The organism is Afifella sp. H1R (assembly GCF_021462425.1).
GTDB lineage: Bacteria > Pseudomonadota > Alphaproteobacteria > Rhizobiales > Afifellaceae > Afifella > Afifella aestuarii.
The window spans coordinates 403,892-424,327 of sequence record NZ_JAKEDY010000002.1 but is presented as its reverse complement, the minus strand read 5'-3'; the positions used below and the strand labels follow the sequence as shown (position 1 = coordinate 424,327).

The window sequence follows — 20,436 nt, the reverse complement described above, 5'->3', positions numbered from 1 at the left end:
CATCGACCTCAGGCCGCCCTTTCGCGCTCGTCCGTCCTGCCGAAGCGGCCGTAAAACGTCTCGCCCTTCTCCGCCATCTCTTTCAAAAGCGCGTTCGGTTTGAAGCGTGGCCCGTATCTCTCGGCGAGCCTCTCCGCCTTCGCGACGAACTCCTTGAGACCCATGAAGTCGATATAAGAGAGCGTTCCGCCGGTGAAGGGTGCAAAGCCGAAGCCGAGGATCGAGCCGAGATCGGCCTCGCGCGGATCTTCGATCACGCCTTCTTCGACGGTACGGGCCGCTTCGAGCGCCTGCGTGACGAGAAGGCGTTCCTTCAACTCCGCGAAATCGAAACCATCCGCCGATTGCGGCGTCACGATCTCGGAAAGCCCCGGCCACAGGTGCTTGTCCTTGCCGGCGTAATCATAGAAGCCCTTGCCGTTCTTGCGGCCGAAGCGTTCGCGGCTTTCCACCATCTCCGACAAGAGGCGCTTCTGCTCGGCCGAAACGGCGCCTTCGCCGAGATCTGCCTCGGTCGCCTTGACGATCTTCCAGGCGAGATCGACGCCGACCTCGTCGGTGAGTGACAACGGCCCGACGGGCATGCCAGCCATCTTGCCGGCGTTTTCCACCATCGCCGGCGGCACGCCTTCCAGAAGCATGAGATGCCCTTCGAGGAGATAGGCGGTGACGCAGCGATTGGCGTAGAAGCCGCGCGAATCGTTGACAACGATCGGCGTCTTGCGGATCGCCCGCACATAATCGAGGGCGACGGCGAGCGCCTTGTCGCCGGTTTTCTCGCCGAGGATCACCTCGACGAGCTGCATCTTGTCGACGGGAGAGAAGAAGTGGATGCCGACGAACTCCTCTTCCGAGCGCCAGTTCCTGGCAAGCGAGGTGATCGGCAGCGTCGAAGTGTTGGAGGCGAAGATCGCGCCCTCCGGCAGATGCGCCTTCACCTTCTCCGTCACCTCGGCCTTGACCTTGCGGTCTTCGAAGACGGCCTCGATGACGAGATCGGCATCGGCGAGCGCGGCGTAATCGGGCGTCGCGACGATGCGGTCAAGAATGCCGGCAGCGGCTTCTTCGCTCATACGCCCGCGCGCCACCTCCTTTTCGAGAAGGCTCGCGCAATGCAGCTTGCCCTTCTCCGCCGTCTCCTGGTCGCGATCGATGAGGACGACCCCCATGCCGGCGCGCGCCGTGACATAGGCGATGCCCGCCCCCATGAAGCCGGCGCCGAGAACGCCGACGCGCTTCAGCTCGCTCGCCGGCACGTCGGCCGGACGGCGGGCCCCCTTGTTGAGCGCCTGCAGCGAGACGAAGAGCGAGCGCATCATCGCCTGGGCTTCCTTGGTCTGCAGCGTCTTGGCGAAGTAGCGGCTCTCCACCTGAAGCGCGAGGTCCATCGGCAGTTGCACGCCCTCGAAGACGGCCTGCATGATCGCCCGTGCGCCAGGGTAATTGTCCTGCGTTTCTTTGCGGTAGAGGCCGTTCGCGGCAGGCCAGAACTGGAAGCCGCCGGGCGTCCAGACGGCGGTCGCCCCGCGCGGCTTGTAGCCTTCCTGATCCCATGGTTTGACGGGGGATACACCCTCGCTCAGCATCGTCCTCGCGGTCTCGACGAGCTCGCTTTCCGGAGCAACCTTTTCGACGAGGCCCATCGATCTGGCGGCCTCGGCCTTGAGCGTGTTGCCGCGCAGAAGGAATTGCAGGCCCGCAACGGCATCCGCCATGCGCATCACGCGCTGCGTGCCGCCGGCGCCCGGAAAGATACCGATCTTGACTTCCGGCAGCCCGATCTTGGCGTTTTCAGCAACGACGCGGCCATGGCAGGCGAGCATCAACTCGGTCCCGCCGCCCATGCAGGTGCCGGCGACGGCGGCGACGAACGGCTTGCCGCAGGTCTCGATCCGGCGATAGAGGCGCGACATGCGCGAGGCGCGTTCCAGAAGCTCGGCGGTGGCCGCCTGCGGGTTCTCCGCCTTCTTGGCTTCGAAAGCACCGAGGAGGCTGGATAGCATGTTGATATCGGCGCCGCCGGTGAAATCCTTTTTCGCCGAGGTGATGACGACGCCCTTCACGGCGTCTTCGGCCACCGCCCAGTCCACGATGGCGGCGAGCTCCTCCATCACCGTCTCCGTGAAGACGTTCATGGAGCGGTTCGGCATGTCCCAGGTGACGAGAGCGATCCCGTCGCCACCCGTTTCGCAGGTGAAATTCTCGTAGGTCATTGTTTGTTTCTCCCCAGGCTCAGGCGCGCTCGTAAGGCGTGCCGTCCTTATGCGTGTAGCCGGGTGCACCGTCGTCGGTGACGGCGTGCAAATCGATGTCGGGATAGGTCACGGTTTCGGCGCCGGAGCGTGTTCCGACTTCGAGCACGAGCGCGTCCCTGTCGCTGCGGTTGATGAGCTGATGGCCGTTCGCGACCCCCGCCTTGAAAGTGGCGGCGTCTCCCGCCTTCAGGATCGTCTCTCCGCCGTCTTCGACGAGAACCACTTCGCCTTCGACGATGAAGACGAATTCGTCTTCCGCCTTGTGCCAGTGGCGCTGGGACGAGGCGGCGCCGGGCTGCAGACGGCAGAGATTGACGCCGAACTGGTCGAGACCGCCGGCATTGCCGAGGCGTTTGCGGAAGCGCCCGGCCACCAGCGCGTCGTAGGGTGCCGGATAGCCGGTGGAGTTCACCTCGGGGATCTGATCGATGTCGATTTTTGGCATGGCTCAGACCCTTTCGATGATCGTCGCCGTGCCCATGCCGGCGCCGATGCACAAGGTCACGAGGGCGGTGTTGAGATCACGCCGCTCCAATTCGTCGAGTACCGTCCCGAGGATCATCGCACCCGTCGCGCCGAGCGGATGGCCCATGGCGATCGCTCCGCCATTGACGTTGACCATTTGCGGATCGAGATCGAAGGCCTGGATGTAGCGCAGCACGACGGAGGCGAAGGCCTCGTTGATCTCCACGAGATCGATGTCGGAAAACTGCATGCCGGAGCGCTTCAGGAGCTTTTCGGTCACGTCGACCGGCCCGGTCAGCATCAGAGCGGGTTCTGAACCGATATTGGCGAAGGCGCGGATTTTTGCGCGCGGCTTGAGACCGGCGGCCTTGCCGCCCTGTTCATTGCCGATGAGGACGGCAGCTGCGCCATCGACGATGCCCGACGAATTGCCGGCGTGGTGGACGTGGCGGAGCTTTTCGACTTCCGGATGGGCCTGGATGGCGACGGCATCGAAGCCGCCCATCTCCCCGACGCCCGCAAAGGACGGCTTGAGGGAGCCGAGAGACTGCATGTCGGTTTCGGGCCTTGGATGCTCGTCGCGTTCGAGGAGCGGCAGGCCGGTCGGGTCTTTGACCGGTGCGATCGAGCGCTTGAAGCGGCCTTCTTCCCAGGCGGCATGGGTGCGCTTCTGGCTTTCCACCGCATAGGCATCGCAATCGTCGCGGGTGAAGCCGTATTTGGTGGCGATGAGGTCGGCGGAGACGCCCTGCGGCATGAAGTAGGCGGGCACGGCCACTTGCGGATCGACGGCCCAGGCGCCGCCCGACGCGCCGAGCCCGACGCGCGACATCGATTCCACCCCGCCGGCGACGACAAGATCATGGTGACCGGTGACGACCTGGCCGGCCGCCATGTTGACGGCATCGAGGCCCGAGGCACAGAAGCGGTTGATCTGCATGCCTGGAACGGACTGATGATAATCGGCGGCGAAAACCGCGGCGCGCCCGATATTGCCGCCCGCTTCGCCGACCGGATCGACGCAGCCGAGGATCACATCGTCGACGAGGCTCGTATCGAGCCCGTTGCGCTCGCGCACGGCCTCAAGCGCGGTTGCCGCAAGCCGCACGGTCGGCACGGTGTGCAGCGCTCCGTCCTTCTTGCCGCGGCCGCGCGGCGTGCGCACATGGTCAAAGATATAGGCTTCAGACATGTTCTCTCCTGCCCTGGCGATCCGCGGTGAGGGCTCCGCAGATACGATGTTCTGTTTGGTTTTGACGTCTGGGAGGCCTCAGAAAGCCTCAGCTGGCAGCGCCATCGTCGTCTCGGCGCCCGTGGCGATCCGTCTGAGGCGCGTTCCGGTCTCCGGCATCGCCCGTTCCATGTAATAGCGGGCGAAGAGAAGCTTGTTTTCGTAGAAGCTCTGATCCTCCGTCGCGCCTGCGGCGAGCGCTCTGCCGGCCGCTTGCGCCATTTTCGCCCACATATAGCCGAGCGCGACAAGACCGAAGAGGTGCATGTAATCGGTGGAACCGGCACCTGCATTGTCCGGATCCTGCATGCCGTTCTTGGCGAGCCACATCGTCGCCTTTTGCAGATGGTCGAGCCCTTCCTTCAGGGCGGGGACGAGCGGTGCAAGCGTCGCGTCCTCAGCGTTTTCGGCGAGGAAGGTCGCGATCTCGGTCAGGAATGCCGTGATGGCGCGCCCATTGTCGGCGGGCAGCTTGCGCCCGACGAGATCGAGCGCCTGGATGCCGTTGGCGCCCTCGTAGATCATGGCGATGCGCGCATCGCGCACGAACTGCTCCATGCCCCATTCCGCGATATAGCCATGGCCGCCATAGACCTGCTGCGCGGCGACGGCGTTTTCAAAGCCGCGGTCGGTGAAGACGCCCTTGATCACCGGTGTGACGAGCGCGAGCCAATCTTCCGCCGCCTGCCGGGCAGCGGGATCGGGACTGCGGGTGGCGATATCGGATTTGAGCGAGGTGTCGAGCATGAGCGCGCGCGCCGCCTCGTTGAAGGCGCGCACCGACATTAGGATCCGGCGGATGTCAGGGTGCACGATGATCGGGTCGGCGGCAGATGCAGGCTCGCCGGCGGTTCCGTTCTTCTTCGACAGGGCGCGCCCCTGGCGCCGGTCGCGCGCATAGGTGACGGCGTTCTGATAGGCAATTTCCGACTGTGCCAGTCCCTGCAGGCCGACGCCGAGCCGCGCCTCGTTCATCATCGTGAACATCGCTTTGAGGCCCTTATGGGCTTCGCCGACAAGCCAGCCCTTCGCGGCGTCATAATTCATGACGCAGGTGGCATTGCCATGAATGCCCATCTTCTCTTCGATCGCACCGCAGGTGACGCCGTTCGCCTCGCCGGGCGCGCCGTCCGCATCCGGCAGGCGCTTCGGCACCAGGAAGAGGGAAAGGCCTTTGACGCCGGAGGGAGCGCCTTCGATGCGCGCCAGCACGAGGTGAACGATGTTGGGCGTGAGATCATGCTCGCCGCCGGAGATGAAGATCTTCTGGCCGCTCAAGCGGTAGCTGCCATCCTCCTGCGGCACCGCCTTGGTGCGGATGAGGCCGAGATCGGTGCCGCAATGCGGCTCCGTCAGGTTCATCGTGGCAAGCCATTCGCCAGCGATCAGGCGCGGCAGATACGCGCTCTTCTGACTGTCGCTGCCATGCGCGGAAAGGGCGGCGATGGCGCCCTGGGCAAGGCCCGGATACATCGACCACGCCATATTGGCCGAGGCCTGAAATTCGCCGACGGCTGTGGCGATGACGAAAGGCAGGCCCTGGCCGCCATAATCGGGATCTGCCGCCAGTCCCACCCAGCCGCCGTCGGCATAAAGGCGGTAGGCATCCTTGAAGCCGGAAGGCGTCGTCACGCGGCCGTCGTCGTGACGCGTGCAGCCTTCGCGGTCGCCCACCTGATTGAGGGGTGCGAGGACCTCGCGGCAGAATTTGCCGCCTTCTTCCAGAACCGCTTCCATGACTTCGCCAACGGCATCGGCAAATCCGGGGAGGTTCGAAAGACGGCCAATTCCAAGCACGTCGTTGAGGACGAAAAGCGTATCGCGAACAGGAGCGGAATAGGTCGGCATAGGAGAGCTTACCCTTACGTAAACGTCAGCTAGGTCGACCTTCCCTTATCGTCTGATTTCGTCACTGACAAGCGCGCACGCGCCCTTCACCCCGCGGAAATGCGGGGGTTTCTGAGCATGACGCAACGTCTTCTAAGACTTACGCGGCCTCTCCGGCCTGCTTCTGCTCGTCCTGCTTCTGCGTCAGGATCTGGCGCACCGAATCCATCGTTTGAGACAATTCGTCGATGGCGTGCTCGATCTCTTCTCTCTGCCGCTTCAGGACGGCAACCTGTCCCTCGAACTTATCGAGAGCCACCTGCATCTGCAGAACTTCGCCGTCCTTGAGATCGTAGAGATCGAGGATTTCTTTGATCTCCACCAGTGAGAAGCCGACCTTCTTGCCCATCAGGACGAGCTTCAGCCGTGCCCGGTCGCGCCGGGAATAGATGCGGTTCAATCCCTCGCGACGCGGGTTGAGAAGGCCCTTGTCTTCGTAAAATCGTAGGGTTCGAAGCGTCACGCCGAATTCGCGCGACAATTCACCGATGCTGTAAGTCATTCACGTCCACTTTCTGCACCCGCCGTAAGCGCCAGCTTTCCGCCGGTCGGGCGTGAGTACGTTCACTTTGATTGAGGTCGCAGTCTCTCGACCGAACAATAGCGCACGTCAATCATGAGCCTATAGGTCCAGCCTACGGGCTTCGATGAAACGTGAACGGGGCGTCTGCCGCCCCGGTTCCTTGTCAGGCTGCTTTCCCGGCTGCTCAACATGAGAAATCGTCCAAAACATGGCAGAGTTAACGTCATGTTTACCATGAGCGCCGTTAACCTTTTTCCAACCATCAGAGTGCTTCGACCTGTCGGCGTGCGAACGGTCGAGTTTTTCTCTTCTGGTCCGAGGAGACGCAATGAAAGCCCGCACATCATGGAGAGGCAGAGCAGGATCGCCGCCGCCCGCCCCGGGTCAGGAGGGAACCGATCTGCGGGCTCTGTTGAATGCGCGCTTCGATGCGGAAGGTCGCATCATTCACGAGCCGGCCTACGCCGATTCGGAAGCTGAGCGCCTTGCCGGAGATGTCGGCGAGGGCGACATCAGCACCGAACACCTGCAGGCGGCCGTCGAAGCGCTTGCCAGACGCATCGAAGAGGCAGAGCGCGGCGAGGCTGACCGCACCTCGCAGGCTCGCAGCCGGCGTGCGCCGGTTGCGCCTCCCGCCCCTGGCACGTTCGATGAGCCGGCAACGACGACCCCGCCGTACTCAGACAAGACGTCTGATGCCGCCGACGACCTCTTGAAGCGTCTCGACGCTTTCGAAAGGCACCTGGAGGAGCTCTCACGTGGCGGTGCCGCCGGCGGTGCTGGCCAGCGCAAAGCGGCCTTCGACGAGGCGCATACACCAGAGCCTCTGGCGACACCTGCAGAGCCGAGCATCCAGACACCATCGCCTCGCAAGTCCACGCCTTCAGAAAAGCCAGTAGAGAAGCCCGCCGAACCGCGCCGCGCATTCGCTGGCGGGCTTGCTGATTTCGCCCGCGATCTCGCCAATCGTCGGCCGAAGAGCGAGGCACCCGCAGAGACTTCACGCGCGGCACCCGCTGCTGAGCGCGACAGGATGCCGGCTCCTTCCAACAAGAACGCCGCCGACAAGAACGCCGAGGTCTTGCGCCAGATCGAGAAGCTGCAGCACGCACTGGAAGACGAGGTGCGTCCCTCGCGCGGTGCGCTCGCCTCTTTGCAGGAGCGCATGGGTGATGTCGATCTGCGCCTTCAGGCGCTGCATCGCAGCGTCGCCTCGGTCGCCCAGCCGCAGGGGCTTGCGGAGGAAATCGCCGCCATCCGCATCGGTCTTGCCGCGCTTCCGCAGGGAAAAGCTTTTGATGCGATCGAAGCCCGGCTCGGCGAACTCGCTGGCCGCATCGATGCGATGTCTCAACCTCACGATCGCGGTGACGAACACGAGAGTTTCGCCCGTATCGAAAGCCGACTCGACACGCTCGCAGCCGCGATGGATGAGATCCGCGACAGCCGAATCGGCGCCATCGACGATCTTGCTGCGCAGCTTGACCGTCTGGCTGAGCGTGTTGAAGGTCTCAGTGAAAGCCGCTCCGATCTCGGAGCGATAGAGGGGCCTCTCTCCGAACTTTCCGCGCGTATTCAGGCCGTGCCCGACACACGTCCGATGCTGACCGCGCTCGACGACAAGCTGAGCCGCATCGCTACGAGCATCGATGAACGCAGTGTCGACTCGTCCGATATCGACGAAATCACCCAGCGTCTCGACCGTCTTGCGGCTGAAATTTCAGGCTTCCTGACCGAGAGCGAAGAACGCTTCTCGCTCAAGCCCGTCCTTGATCGCCTGTCGGAAATCGATGCGCGCATCGCCGATGAGCGGGTCGATGTCGATCAGCTTTCCGGTCTCGTCGCCCGCATGGAAGACGCCGTTACCAGCGCCCCGATCGGTGAGCGCTTTGCGGCGCTCGAGGCCCGCATACAAGGCCTTGATCAAAAACTGCCGGATAGCGACAGCAGTCTTTTGAACGATATTGTCGATCTCCGCTCGGAAATCGCCGAGCTCAGGGCCGATATCCGCAACAGCCCGCCGACCGCCGATGCTGGCGTTCGCGTGCTGCAGCCGGCCATCCGCGAAATCAAAGAGCGTCTCGACCGGCTGCCCGAGGAGCCGGCGCGCTTCAACCGCGAGCTGGAAGCCCAGATCGGCCGCATCTCTGCGATGCTCGATCGCCCCGCAGCGGAATCGAAGGCGTTGACGCGCCTCGAAGACGCGCTCGCGGATATTCGCGAACGCTTGGATCGTCAGGAGCTGCACCACGACGCGGAAACCTGGCACGCGGCCGGCGTCGACACTGCTGAAGGATCGGAAGCGCTGGCGCGTCTTGCCAGCGCGCTCCAGCATGATCTCGGCGAACTGAAATCCGTCGCCGAGGCGAGCGAGGAACGCACGCGAAGCTCGCTCGACGCGGTGCACGGAACGCTGGAAGCCGTCGTCAAGCGCATGGCTTTTCTAGAGCGCGACCTGCCGTTCTCCGGCGACGACAATGGCGGTTCGACAACGCCGGCACCGCGCGCCACCCCTTCCGGCGATGACGACAGGCCGTCCGGGAAGTCTCCCTCATCGACCGCGCCGTCTGGCCCGAAGCCTGGTCCCGCGGGCCGCGCGGGTCCCGTGCAATGGTCGCCGCGGCCTCCCGCGCCGGAGCCGGAAAAGCGGGTGGAAGAAAGCACCGCCCCGGGCCTCCTGAGCCGCCTCTCCGCCACGCAATTGCTGAAGCGGGCGACTGGCGGCCGGGCGGAATCCTTCGTGCCCCGCCAGGAAGAGGAGGTGTCGCTCGACTCCCTCTTGGAGCCGGGCGGCGGTCCCTTGCATTCCGACCTCGCGGATGCGCCGAGTTCGGCAAGCCATTACATTTCAGCGGCCCGCAAGAACCCGCCGTCCCAGATGAGCGGTTCCGAAGAGGCGCTGGCTGCGGCTTACGAGGATTTCAGGGCTCAAAGCCGCAACAGAGAGACCTCCTCGAGCGACTTCCTGAGCGCTGCGCGTCGCGCCGCCCGTGCCGCCGCCGCGGAAGCTGCCGCCGCCGAAAGCGATGCCGGCCGCGCCAAGGGGCGAGGCGGGTCGCAGATCCTCGATTTCTTCAAGGCCCGGCGCCGTCTTCTCGTGGCGGGTGCTGTCGCGCTCGCCGTCGCGTTCGCCGCGGTGCAATTCGTCAAGGTGCGAGGCGAGGAGGCCCGGACCGCGAATTCGCGTCCGGCGGTCGAGACACCGGCGCCCGCTCCGAAGGAGACCGAAGTTCCGGGCGACGGCAGCTCGATCATCCAGCCGAGCCCCGCGTCGGGCGGAGCGGTGATCGAATCTGATAACACCGCGACACTTCCACGGCCCGACCGGGAAACAGCCTTTTCGACCCGTCTCTCCGCACTGCCGGGCTTGAGCGCCCAGGAGCTGACGCCGCCCGCACGCGCCAGCGCGCCGAAGGCTGAAGCCGAACACGAGACGGCGCTCGGTCAGGCGCCGGAAGCCGCTGTCTCCTCCGCCCCGGCGGAGCCTGACGACAACGAAATCTTCGACGATGGGGAAGCGCTGTCGCAAACGGCCTCGATCACCCCGCCGCCATCCGAGGCCGTCCAGACGCTTGCACCGACGGCACAAGAACCGGCCGTCTCACATCCGTCAGGCTCTCTGCCGGCGTCGATCGGTTCCGAAAAACTTCGGCGCGCTGCAGAGACCGGCGTGACGGAGGCCCAGTTCGAAGTCGCCGTCCGTTATGCCGAAGGCCGCGGCGTGGCGAGCGATCAGGCGACCGCGGTCTCCTGGTATGAGCGCGCCGCCCGCGGCGGGCTGGCCCCCGCGCAATATCGGCTCGGCTCGATTTACGAGAAGGGACGGGGTGTTCCCAAGGACATCGACAAGGCACTCAGCTGGTATGGCAAGGCGGCCGATGCCGGCAATGTGAAAGCCATGCACAATCTCGCCGTTCTTTACGCCGAGGGGGCGGACGGCGCCCCGGATTTGGAAAAAGCGGCCGATCTCTTCGAGCGCGCGGCCGAGCGAGGTGTGCGCGACAGCCAGTTCAATATCGCAGTTCTTTTTGCACGGGGCCTCGGTGTCAAACAGGACCTTGTGGCCGCCTACAAATGGTTTGCCGTGGCAGCGCGCTCGGGCGACCAGCAGGCGAAAAAGCGCCAGCAGGAAATCGCCAATGCACTGCCGCAAGATCTGCTGCCGGAGGCGAAGAAGGCTGCCGAGACTTTCAAGGCCCTGCCGATCGATCCGCAGGCCAACATGGTCTTCGCGCCCGAAAGCGGATGGGGCGAACAAGCCAGCGAGAGCGTGAGCCTCAGCGGCCCGGACCTCGTGAAGCACACCCAGGATCTTCTCACCCAAAAGGGCTACGATCCGGGACCTGCCGACGGCATCTTCGGCAAGAAGACGCGCCAGGCAATTGCTTCGTTCCAAAAGGATAACGGCCTTTCCGTGACCGGCGAAATCGATACCGGCGTCATTAAGGCGCTTGATGAAAAAGATATCTGAACCACCGTCTTGCGCTTCGTGAAGCGGCGGTGTTGAAGAGATCGGCCTAGACCGAGCGAATTTCGCCGATAGCGACAGGACCGTCCTGCGTGCAGCTCTATCTCCCGATCGCTGAACTGACGGTCAACATCTTCGTCTATCTCGGAATGGGAGCGGCGGTCGGCTTCATTTCGGGCATGTTCGGCGTTGGCGGCGGCTTTCTGCTGACACCGCTCTTGATCTTTTCCGGCATCAGCCCCGCCGTCGCCGTGGCGACCGTGACGCCTCAGATCGTCGCCTCGTCCACGTCGGCTGCGATCTCCTATTGGCGTCGGCGGATGATCGACCCGCAGATGACGATGTTTCTCATCGTCGGCGGCGTCACCGGCTCATGGCTCGGCGTGCGGGTCTTCACCATGTTGCGCTCGCTGGGTCAGCTCGATGTCATTATCTCGCTGTCCTACGTCACCTTTCTTGGTCTGATCGGCGGCCTCATGCTGCGCGAGGCGCTGCGCTCCTTTCTGCGCGCGCGGCGCGGCCGTCCACCCAATCTGCGCCGAGGCCGCCATCACAATTGGCTGCTCGGCCTGCCGTTCAAGGTCCGTTTCCGCCGCTCCAAACTCTATGTGAGCGTCATCCCGGTGATCCTGCTTGGCCTGTCGATCGGCTTTCTCGGCACCGTTCTCGGCATTGGTGGCGGCTTCATCATGGTGCCGGCGCTGATTTACCTTCTGCGCGTGCCGAGCAACGTCGTCATCGGCACCTCTCTCGGCTACATCCTCTTCACGATGGCACTCGCCACGGTGCTGCATTCGTTGGAGAACGGCGCCGTCGATTTGATGCTGGCCTGTCTCTTGATCGTCGGCGGTGTCGTCGGTGCACAGTTCGGGGCTCAGATCGGTCAGGCCATGCGCGGCGACCAGTTGCGTCTTTTCCTGGCGCTTCTGGTGCTGGCGGTAGCACTCCGCTTCCTGTTGAACCTGTTCCTGCCGCCTGCGAGCCTTTATTCGATCGCCCTTCTGCAGGGGATCGGCTGATGCGGTTCCTGCTCGCTCTCGCTCTTGTCTCCGGTCTCTTCGCCTGCGGGTCGGCTTCAGCGGAGAAGCTCGTCTCCACCCTGTCGGATGACGCCGTCGAGATCACGTCCAACTTCACGGGCTCCAACATCACGGTGTTCGGTGCGGTGGAAGGCGCGAAATCGGCCTCCGGCGAGCGCGATTATGAGGTGGCGATCGTCGTGGCGGGTCCGCAGATGCCGCTTGTCGTGCGACGCAAGGGCCAGGTCGCCGGCATCTGGATCAACACCGCCTCTCGGGAATTCTACAATGTCCCGAGTTTCTACGTCATCCATATGAGCGAGAACTTGAACGATGCGGCGAGCCAGCAGCTCTTGGCGCGCTACAAGCTGGATTTCGCCGATCTCGGCTTCTCGCGTGACGCAAGTTACACGCCGCAGGACGAGGCCTTCGCAAAAGCGCTCGTGGAGCTGAAGAAACAGAAGGAGCTCTTCGTAAAGCGCGGCGATGCGGTCACCTTCCTCGCGCCGAATGTCTTTCGCACCACCTTCCATTTGCCGTCGGCGATCCCCGTCGGCACCTACCACGTCTCCGTCTTCCTCTTTCGCAACGAAGAACTGGTGGCGGCGGAAGTACAAAGCCTCCTTGTCGAGAAGAGCGGCTTTTCCGACCGTATCGCGCGTTTTTCGACGGAGCAGCCGCTGCTCTACGGACTTTTCGCCGTCATGGTGGCCGTCTTTACCGGCTGGATGGCCGGCATCATCTTCCGCCGCAACTGAGGCCGCTTCCAACGTCTGGATCTCGGCGAAGCAGTTCCCTCAATCTGGCCTGAGAGACGCCGGCGCGACGGGATAAAGCCGGTCGGCTCCGACCAGGAAAGCGATGAAACCGCGTCTGGCGAAGAGGCCGACAAAGGCGCGGTCGAGGACGTTGAGCCCTCCGGTCAAAACCCCGAACGAGGGCAGAATGAGCCGTGTGCCGTCCGTGACGAAAGCCCGCCGGCGCACACTGCGTCCGCGCCGGGCAATTTTCCCGCATGGGTGAAGATGCCCGGCGATCTCCCCTTGAGCCATCGCGTCTTCCGGCTCGTGTCGGAAGGTGAGGCCATTGTGCGAAAGCTCCGCGAGACACTCGCCGCCAAGGCCCGGGGGAGGAGCGGGATCATGATTGCCGGCGATCCAGATCCAGTCGCGTCCCGCCTGCAGCGCTGCGATCTTGCCGCGGTCGATCTCGGCGAGGCGCTCGGGCCCGCCGCCATCGTGAAAACTGTCGCCGAGACAGATGACGGTCTTCGGCTTGCGTCGCAGGATCAGGTTGTGAAGGGCGGCAAGGGTGGCGGCGCTGTCATAGGGCGGCAAAAACGTGTGCCTGCGACCGAAGGACGACGCCTTTTCCAGATGCAGGTCGGCCACGACCAGCATGCGTGAGGCCGGGTCCCAGAGCGCCCCGGAAACATCGAGCACCAGCTCTCGCCCCGAAAGCGCGATACGCGTCTCAGGCAAGATCTCGTCTCTGTGAGAAGTCTCCGCCAGCGCCAAAATCTGCCTCGCTGCCCATAGCCTCGCGCATCAGCTCCTCGGAGGCTTCGATCAGAAGATCCTCCTGCGCCTCGCCGAAGACCGGCTCCCGGCCGATTTCCAGCATGGCCGGGATGGCAAGCGGTGAGACATGCGCCAGCCTTTGATGCACGATTCGGCCCTGGATGCGCGACAGCATTTCGCCGAGGCGGCGGATGTCGAGAAGCCCGGTCGCGGCATCCGCACGCGTGGCCTTGAGAAGAATATGGTCAGGCTCGTGGCTGCGCAGCACGTCATAGATGAGGTCGGTGGAAATCGTCACCTGTCGCCCGCTCTTCTCTTCGCCGGGATGCCGACGTTCGATCAGTCCGGCTATGATGGCGCAATTGCGGAAGCTGCGTTTCAAGAGATAACTCTCTGCCAGCCACTCCTCCAGATCGTCGCCCAGCATGTCTTCATCGAAGAGCTCTGCAAGCGAAGGTTTGCCGGCGGCAAAGAGGCCGCCCATGTCGCGCAGCCCCCAGATGGCGAGTGCATAATCGTTGGCGACGAAACCGAGCGGGCGAGCGCGCGCCCGCTCCAGCCGGCGCGTCAACAGCATGCCGAGTGTTTGATGCGCGAGCCGCCCTTCGAAGGGATAGGCGACCATGTAGAATTTCGTCTCGCGTGGAAAGGTCTCCACGAGAAGCGCGTCTTTCGACGGCAGCACTGAGACCTCGCGCTGGATGGCGAGCCAGTCGCGCACCTGCGCCGGCAGCTTCTCCCAATGGGCGGGATCGGCGAGCATCGCCCGCACGCCGGCGGCGAGATAGGTGCTTAGAGGGAATTTGCCGCCGGCATAGGAAGGGATCGCCGGGTCGTTGGCCTCGGCCCGTGTGACGAGCGCCTCGTTTTCGTGAATGCCGACGAAGGCGAGGACCTGGCCGGCGAACTGAAACGTGTCGCCTGGAACGAGCTGTTCCAGAAAATACTCTTCGATCTTGCCAAGGACGCGTCCCCCGCGCAGCACGGTGCCGGGGCGGCCGTCCTTCCCGCCACGTCGGGAGGCTAGGCGCACATTGAGCATCGGCGCCTCGACGATGGTGCCGAGATTGAGGCGGTATTGTTGGGCGAGCTTCGGATGCGAAAGCGTCCACAGCCCGTCCTTCCGGCGGCGGATCTTGGCGTAGCGCTCATAGCTCCTGAGAGCGTAGCCTCCGGTCGCCACGAAATCGACGGCCTGCTCGAAATCCTCATAGCTGAGGCCACGATAGCTTTCGGCTGAGCGAACCTCCTCATAGAGGCTTTCAAGGTCGAACGGGGCGGCGACGGCCATGCCGAGAATATGCTGGCATAAGACGTCGAGCGCGCCGGGTCTGAGCGGCGGTGTATCCTGGATGCCGGCTTCATTGGCTTCGAGTGCCGCCTGGCATTCCATCACCTCGAAGCGGTTCGACGGCACGAGGAGCCCGCGCGAAGGCTCGTCCATCCGGTGGTTGGCGCGGCCGATCCGCTGGGCAAGACGGCTCGCACCTTTCGGCGCGCCGACATGAATGACGAGATCGACATCGCCCCAGTCGATGCCGAGATCGAGCGTCGAGGTGGCGACGACCGCGCGCAGAGAGCCCGCTGCCATCGCCGCCTCCACCTTGCGGCGCTGACCGCGGTCGAGCGAGCCGTGATGCAGCGCGATCGGAAGTGCCTCCTCGTTGATGCGCCAGAGCTCGGAGAACAGCATCTCTGCCTGCCAGCGCGTGTTGACGAAGACGAGCGTCATGCGGTGGCTTTGGATCGCCTCGAGAACCTCAGGCAGCGCATAGCGCGCCGTGTGTCCCGACCAGGGGATGCGCGCTTCAGAATGCAGGATCGAAATCTCCGGAGGCGCGCCTTCGCCGACCACGACCATCTCGGCGAGATTTCGGCGCGCGTCGGACTGCTGTTCGACGAGCCAGGCACGCAGATCGTCGGGGAAGGCGACGGTGGCTGAGAGGCCGATCGTTCTGAGGCCCGGCGCAAGCCTGCGCAGCCTCGCAAGCCCGAGCGCCAAAAGGTCGCCGCGCTTTGAAGGGGTCAAAGAGTGTAATTCGTCGAAGACGACTGTCGACAGGCGCGCGAAGAAGCGCTCCGCATCGCGTGAGGCGATCAAAAGCGCGACCTGCTCCGGCGTCGTCAGAAGGATGTCGGGAGGGCTGAGTTTCTGCCGCTGTCGCTTGTGGGTGGGTGTGTCGCCGGTGCGCGTCTCGACCGTCACGGGTAGCCCCATCTCGGCGACGGGCATGCCGAGATTGCGCTCGATGTCGACGGCGAGCGCCTTCAAAGGCGAGACATAAAGGGTGTGCGGACCGATGAAATGTGATGAATTGCGCCTGTCGTGCGCTTGCGAAAGCTCGATGAGTGAGGGCAGAAAGCCCGCGAGCGTCTTGCCAGCGCCGGTCGGAGCGATCAAAAGCGACGAGGAGCCCGCCCGTGCTTGGGCGATGAGCTTGAGCTGATGGGGGCGCGGTGCCCAGCCCCGGTCGGCGAACCATTGCTGGAAACGCTCCGGCAGGAGCCCGTTTTCGCCAATGGGGATCGCAGCGGGTGCCGTCATGACGATGAGTTTAGGCTTGGTTGCGGCCAAGTCGAGCGGACCTGACGTTGCGTCGCGTCCCCCGCGGCGTCGAAAAGTTCCACAATGCCAAGATGCGGCTGCCGGGGGGAGGCATGGCCAAGAAGAAGAAGGGCAGCAAGAAGAAGGACGAGGAGAACCTCGCCACGATTGCTGTCGACATGGACGTGCACAAGCGGATCGAAGGTGCACGGGAAGATTTTGAGGAGACGCAGAACGCCATCCTCCGTCGCCTGCTCGGCCTTGACGGCCGCAGAGGAGGGGTTGCGGCTGCGGAAGAAAGCCTCGGTGAACGTGCACGTCGCGCCAAGGGTGGCGGTGCCAAGGAGGGCGGCTGGTCGAAGATCGGCCGTCACGGTCACGAGGTGTTTCTGCCGAACGGCACGACCTTGAGAGCTGCCTATGCCGGCCAGACGGTGGAAGGTCTCATCGTCGACGGCCACTGGGTCGTGAACGGCACGAGCTACAATTCTCCCTCCGCCGCGCTCATCGCGCATGTGCGCACCCGCGACGGCAAGAAGGTCAATCTCAACGGTTGGCGCATCTGGGAGGTGCGGCGGCCCGACGACGACCGCTGGCTGCGGCTCGGCGAGATTTAGGCAAGGCCCGAAAGCTCCGCCGCGGCGTGCCGGTGACATGAGCGTGCCGGTGACATGTACCGGCGACATGGAAAAGTCCGCCCGCGCCCCTATCTCGGGACGATGCGCCCGACCGAGCTTCTGTGCACGACGCCGAAAGGCCTTTATTGCCCGCCAGGCGATTTCTACATCGATCCGACGCGCCCGGTGCCACGCGCACTCATCACCCATGGTCATGCCGACCATGCGCGTGCCGGCCATGGCGCCGTGATGGCGACGTCGCAGACGTTGAAGATCATGGCCGCCCGATATGGGCCGGACTTCGCGGCCTCCACTCAGGACGCGAAGCTTGGCGAAACGCTCGCCATCAACGGCACCTCCGTCAGCTTTCATCCGGCCGGCCATGTGCTCGGATCGGCGCAGATCGCGGTGGAAAAGGACGGCTTCCGCATCGTCGCTTCTGGCGATTACAAACGCCGGAAGGATCCGACCTGTGCCGCCTTCGAGCCGGTCGCCTGCGATGTCTTCATCACGGAGGCGACCTTTGCTCTGCCGGTCTTCTGCCATCCGGACGACCGCGGCGAGATCGCCAAGCTCATGCACTCCACCGAAGTCTTCCCCGAGCGCACGCATCTCGTCGGCGCCTATGCGCTCGGCAAGGCGCAGCGCGTCATCGGCCTGCTTCGTGAGGCCGGATACGATCGCACGATCTATATTCACGGTGCTTTGAAGGGTCTGTGCGATCTCTATCGCGAGGAGGGGGTCGATCTCGGTCCGCTCGCGCCGGCAACCGTGGACAATGCGCGCAAGGGCGAGTTCGCCGGTGCCATCGTCGTCTGCCCGCCGTCGGCGTTTTCCGATCGCTGGGCACGCCGCTTTCCCGATCCACTCGCCTGTTTCGCGTCAGGCTGGATGATGATCCGCCAGCGAGCCCGACAGCGCGGGGTGGAACTGCCGCTGGTTATTTCCGACCATTGCGATTGGGGAGAGCTGTTGCAGACGATCGGAGAAATTGCGCCTGGCGAAGTGTGGATCACGCATGGCCGCGACGACGCGCTGTTGCGCTGGTGCGAGCTCAACGGTGTTGCTGCCCGCCCGCTGCATCTTGCAGGCTACGAAGACGAACCCGATTGAGGCTCAGGCGGCCACGCCGGCAGGCTTCGGCTGCAACAGGCTCAAGGTCGCCTGGAACGCGCTTTCTGCATCGTCGAGCGCTTCACCGTACCAGGAGAACGGATTGGCAAGCGGCGGTTCGAGCAACGCGTCGACCTCGCCTTCGTCATAGGTGAGACGGGCGCCAAGCTCGCGCGCGAGCTTCAGCATGCGCCGGTTCTCTTGCAGGCAGAAGAGATGCAGCTGGCGAAAGCCGCGATTGCGGGCGAGCGTGAAAGTGCGCGCAAGAAGCGCCCGGCCGACGCCTCGCCCCTGCCAGGCCTCTTCGATGGCGAAAGCGGCTTCGGCTTTGCCCGTCCATTCTTTGGTGAGCGGGTGCAGTTCGGCCGAGCCGCGGATGACGCCGTTGACGAAATAGCCGAGGATCGTGGTGTCCAGATCCCAGGCTTCGCGAACATAATTCTTGATGCGCGCGTCGTTGACGGGGCCCGCAAAGCGCATCCGCCGCGCCTCGGGACCGAGCCGGCACAGATGCTCCGAGAAGAGCGAGGCCTCATACGGCCAGAGCTTGCGGATATAAGCCGTCATGCGACCTCAGCCAGGCAAGCCGTCAAAGCGGCCGGTGCGCGAGGTGATGGCGCTTCATCTCGCGAAGCTGCGACGGGCCGATGAGAAAACCGGATTCCTGTTCGATGCGGCGGATGGCTTCCGCCTCGCGCGCCCAAATGATCCAATTCAACGCGCGGCGAAACCGAGCGGGTACGTGGAGCCGGCCGGCGAAGCTGAAAGAGCCGTGTGCGGCATGGGCCATGATGCGATCCTTCCGGAGACGGAGCCGAGCCATATCGGGACGGCAACGGCAGCTGACGAACGCTCCTAAAATGCTGTGGCTTCGCGCGCCTGCCAACCCGTTCTCTTGCAATGCAGCAGGATTGTTTTTGCATAGCACAATTGTCCATCAAGTGCCTGATGTGTCGGCACACTCGTGCTACTGAGGCGAGCTGTCGCAGGCCTTGCGACAACCCATAAATATTGCGCTGCAGCAATGGCGTTTCGTGGCCTGAAGACGCCGCGGTTTGCTCGTCACCGTTACTGGGATGCCTATATTCCCGGCATGCAGGCCTTTGCCGCCCTCCTCGATCGTCTCACCCTGACGCCGCAGCGCAACGGCAAGATCAGGCTTCTGATCGATTATCTGCGCCAGGTGAAAGATCCTGACCGCGGTTACGCCATTGCGGCAATCACCGGAGATCTCGACATCATCTCGGTCAAGCCGGCGATGGTGCGCGCTCTGGCGGAGGAGCGGGTCGATCCCGTCCTCTTTGCGCTTTCCTATGATTATGTCGGCGACCTGGCTGAGACTGTCTCGCTGATCTGGCCGGGTGAGAGCGATGTCGGCGCGGCGCTGCATCTCGCCGAGGTGGTGGAGCGGCTCAGGGGCGCATCCCGTCTCGAAGGGCCGAGGCTCGTCGCCAGCTGGCTCGACGAACTCGATCCGAGCGGGCGTTACGCGCTTTTGAAGCTCATCACCGGCGGGCTTAGGATCGGCGTGACGGCCCGTCTCGCGCGCCAGGCCTTGGCGGAATTCGGTGACTGCCCGGCAACCGAGATCGAGGAGATGTGGCATGGCCTGAAGCCGCCCTACGTCGATCTCTTCGCCTTTCTGGAAGGGCGCGGAGAGAGACCGCAATCGAAGCAGAAGGCGCCCTTCCGGCCGGTCATGCTGGCGAGCGCCATCCAGGATGAGGATTTCTCGAAGCTCGATGCGACAGATTATGCGGCCGAGTGGAAATGGGACGGGATTCGCATCCAGGCAGCGGCTTCAGGTGGAGAACGCCGACTTTATTCCCGCACCGGCGATGACATCTCCGGCGCATTTCCCGACGTTTTGGAGCAAATGGAATTCGACGGCGCGATCGACGGCGAGCTGCTGGTGGCGCGCGAAGGGGATGGGGGAATGGCGATCGCACCCTTTTCGGATTTGCAGCAGCGCCTCAACCGCAAGCGCGTGACGGCGAAGATGCTCAAGGATTATCCCGCCTTCATCCGGGCTTACGATCTCCTTCAAGACGGGGATGAAGATCTCCGCCCGCTTTCCTTCGCAGAACGACGGCGGCGGCTTGAGGGTTTCGTCACTCGCCTGTCGTCGCCGCACATCGATATTTCCCCCCTCGTCGACTTCGGAGATTGGGACGAGCTTGCACATCTGCGCGCCAATCCGCCGACCGAGGGCCGCCTCGATGAAATCGCCGAAGGCCTGATGCTGAAGCGCTGGGACACGGCCTATGTCGCCGGGCGACCGAAAGGCCCTTGGTTCAAATGGAAGCGTGATCCCTTCCTGGTCGATGCCGTGCTCATGTATGCCCAGCGTGGCCACGGTCGCCGGTCCTCGTTTTATTCCGATTACACCTTTGGCGTCTGGACCGCGGAGAAAGCCGAGGACGGGGAGCTCGTTCCCGTCGGCAAGGCCTATTTCGGCTTCACGGACGAGGAGCTGAAGGAGCTCGACCGGTTCGTGCGCAACAATACGGTTGATCGTTTCGGCCCGGTACGGGCCGTGCGGGCCGAGCCTGACGCCGGTCTCGTTCTCGAGGTGGCCTTCGAGGGGCTGGCTCGTTCAAGTCGCCACAAATCCGGGATCGCCATGCGCTTTCCACGCATCAGCCGGATCAGATGGGACAAGCCTGCAGCGGAGGCGGATCGCCTCGATGACCTGGAAAAATTGCTGCCGCAGCAGGTATAATCGATGTTTGGTGCCTCGATGTATCGGCTTGCCATTCGGTCTCCGAAACCCTAGCTCTCAGCCGATCGCAC

General features: G+C 63.9%; 15 protein-coding genes. 6 read left to right on the top strand and 9 right to left on the bottom strand.

Going from position 1 to position 20,436, the window contains the following annotated elements; all coding sequences use genetic code 11:
* Window positions 1-8 precede the first annotated feature (8 nt).
* The 5 genes from L0F51_RS13545 to L0F51_RS13525 all read right to left on the bottom strand — a co-directional run bounded on the left by L0F51_RS13545 (window position 9) and on the right by L0F51_RS13525 (window position 6,340).
* A complete protein-coding gene (locus tag L0F51_RS13545; protein ID WP_234629736.1) occupies window positions 9-2,213 on the bottom strand; it encodes a 3-hydroxyacyl-CoA dehydrogenase NAD-binding domain-containing protein in 2,205 nt (734 codons plus the stop codon).
* 19 nt (window positions 2,214-2,232) lie between these two features.
* Complete coding sequence (locus tag L0F51_RS13540; RefSeq protein WP_234629735.1) at window positions 2,233-2,700, bottom strand: cupin domain-containing protein; 468 nt, start codon at window positions 2,698-2,700, stop codon at window positions 2,233-2,235.
* A 3-nt stretch (window positions 2,701-2,703) separates the two neighbouring features.
* A complete protein-coding gene (locus L0F51_RS13535) occupies window positions 2,704-3,912 on the bottom strand; it encodes an acetyl-CoA C-acetyltransferase (RefSeq protein WP_234629734.1) in 1,209 nt (402 codons plus the stop codon).
* Between the two features lie 78 nt (window positions 3,913-3,990).
* Window positions 3,991-5,799, bottom strand: coding sequence for an acyl-CoA dehydrogenase C-terminal domain-containing protein (locus L0F51_RS13530; protein ID WP_234629733.1), 1,809 nt, complete (start codon window positions 5,797-5,799; stop codon window positions 3,991-3,993).
* Between the two features lie 139 nt (window positions 5,800-5,938).
* A complete protein-coding gene (locus L0F51_RS13525) occupies window positions 5,939-6,340 on the bottom strand; it encodes a MerR family DNA-binding transcriptional regulator (protein WP_234629732.1) in 402 nt (133 codons plus the stop codon).
* Window positions 6,341-6,689: 349 nt separating this feature from the next.
* Between L0F51_RS13525 and L0F51_RS13520 the strand changes: the two genes are divergently transcribed.
* The 3 genes from L0F51_RS13520 (at window position 6,690) to L0F51_RS13510 (ending at window position 12,606) form a co-directional block, all read left to right on the top strand.
* The gene (locus L0F51_RS13520; RefSeq protein ID WP_234629731.1) at window positions 6,690-10,832 is read left to right on the top strand and encodes a peptidoglycan-binding protein; all 4,143 of its coding nucleotides are present in this window, start codon (window positions 6,690-6,692) and stop codon (window positions 10,830-10,832) included.
* A gap of 89 nt (window positions 10,833-10,921) precedes the next feature.
* Entirely contained in the window at window positions 10,922-11,848 is a 927-nt protein-coding gene (locus tag L0F51_RS13515; protein WP_234629730.1) for a sulfite exporter TauE/SafE family protein, read from the top strand.
* Complete coding sequence (locus L0F51_RS13510) at window positions 11,848-12,606, top strand: TIGR02186 family protein (RefSeq protein ID WP_234629729.1); 759 nt, start codon at window positions 11,848-11,850, stop codon at window positions 12,604-12,606. Before L0F51_RS13515 ends, L0F51_RS13510 begins: the two co-directional genes overlap by 1 nt.
* A gap of 39 nt (window positions 12,607-12,645) precedes the next feature.
* Here the strand turns inward: L0F51_RS13510 and pdeM are convergent, their stop codons facing one another.
* Window positions 12,646-13,359: a ligase-associated DNA damage response endonuclease PdeM gene (gene pdeM / locus L0F51_RS13505; RefSeq protein WP_370642438.1), complete on the bottom strand. Its 714-nt coding sequence runs from the start codon at window positions 13,357-13,359 to the stop codon at window positions 12,646-12,648.
* Window positions 13,322-15,913 carry a ligase-associated DNA damage response DEXH box helicase gene (locus tag L0F51_RS13500; RefSeq protein ID WP_234629727.1) on the bottom strand — a complete coding sequence of 864 codons (2,592 nt, stop codon included), beginning with the start codon at window positions 15,911-15,913 and terminating at the stop codon, window positions 13,322-13,324. The genes pdeM and L0F51_RS13500 overlap by 38 nt, the downstream gene beginning before the upstream one ends.
* A 113-nt stretch (window positions 15,914-16,026) precedes the next feature.
* On the opposite strand from L0F51_RS13500, the gene L0F51_RS13495 reads away from it, so the two are divergent.
* Both L0F51_RS13495 and L0F51_RS13490 read left to right on the top strand, forming a co-directional pair.
* The gene (locus L0F51_RS13495; RefSeq protein ID WP_234629726.1) at window positions 16,027-16,530 is read left to right on the top strand and encodes a hypothetical protein; all 504 of its coding nucleotides are present in this window, start codon (window positions 16,027-16,029) and stop codon (window positions 16,528-16,530) included.
* A 102-nt stretch (window positions 16,531-16,632) separates the two neighbouring features.
* Window positions 16,633-17,643 (top strand): ligase-associated DNA damage response exonuclease, encoded by a 1,011-nt coding sequence (locus tag L0F51_RS13490; protein ID WP_234630353.1) that lies wholly within the window; start codon window positions 16,633-16,635, stop codon window positions 17,641-17,643.
* Window positions 17,644-17,646: 3 nt separating this feature from the next.
* Here L0F51_RS13490 and L0F51_RS13485 read toward each other — a convergent pair whose 3' ends face one another.
* Complete coding sequence (locus L0F51_RS13485) at window positions 17,647-18,210, bottom strand: GNAT family N-acetyltransferase (protein WP_234629725.1); 564 nt, start codon at window positions 18,208-18,210, stop codon at window positions 17,647-17,649.
* Between the two features lie 22 nt (window positions 18,211-18,232).
* Window positions 18,233-18,433: a hypothetical protein gene (locus tag L0F51_RS13480; RefSeq protein ID WP_092808924.1), complete on the bottom strand. Its 201-nt coding sequence runs from the start codon at window positions 18,431-18,433 to the stop codon at window positions 18,233-18,235.
* A gap of 303 nt (window positions 18,434-18,736) precedes the next feature.
* Between L0F51_RS13480 and L0F51_RS13475 the strand changes: the two genes are divergently transcribed.
* The gene (locus L0F51_RS13475) at window positions 18,737-20,365 is read left to right on the top strand and encodes a cisplatin damage response ATP-dependent DNA ligase (protein WP_234630352.1); all 1,629 of its coding nucleotides are present in this window, start codon (window positions 18,737-18,739) and stop codon (window positions 20,363-20,365) included.
* The last annotated feature ends 71 nt before the right edge of the window (window positions 20,366-20,436 follow it).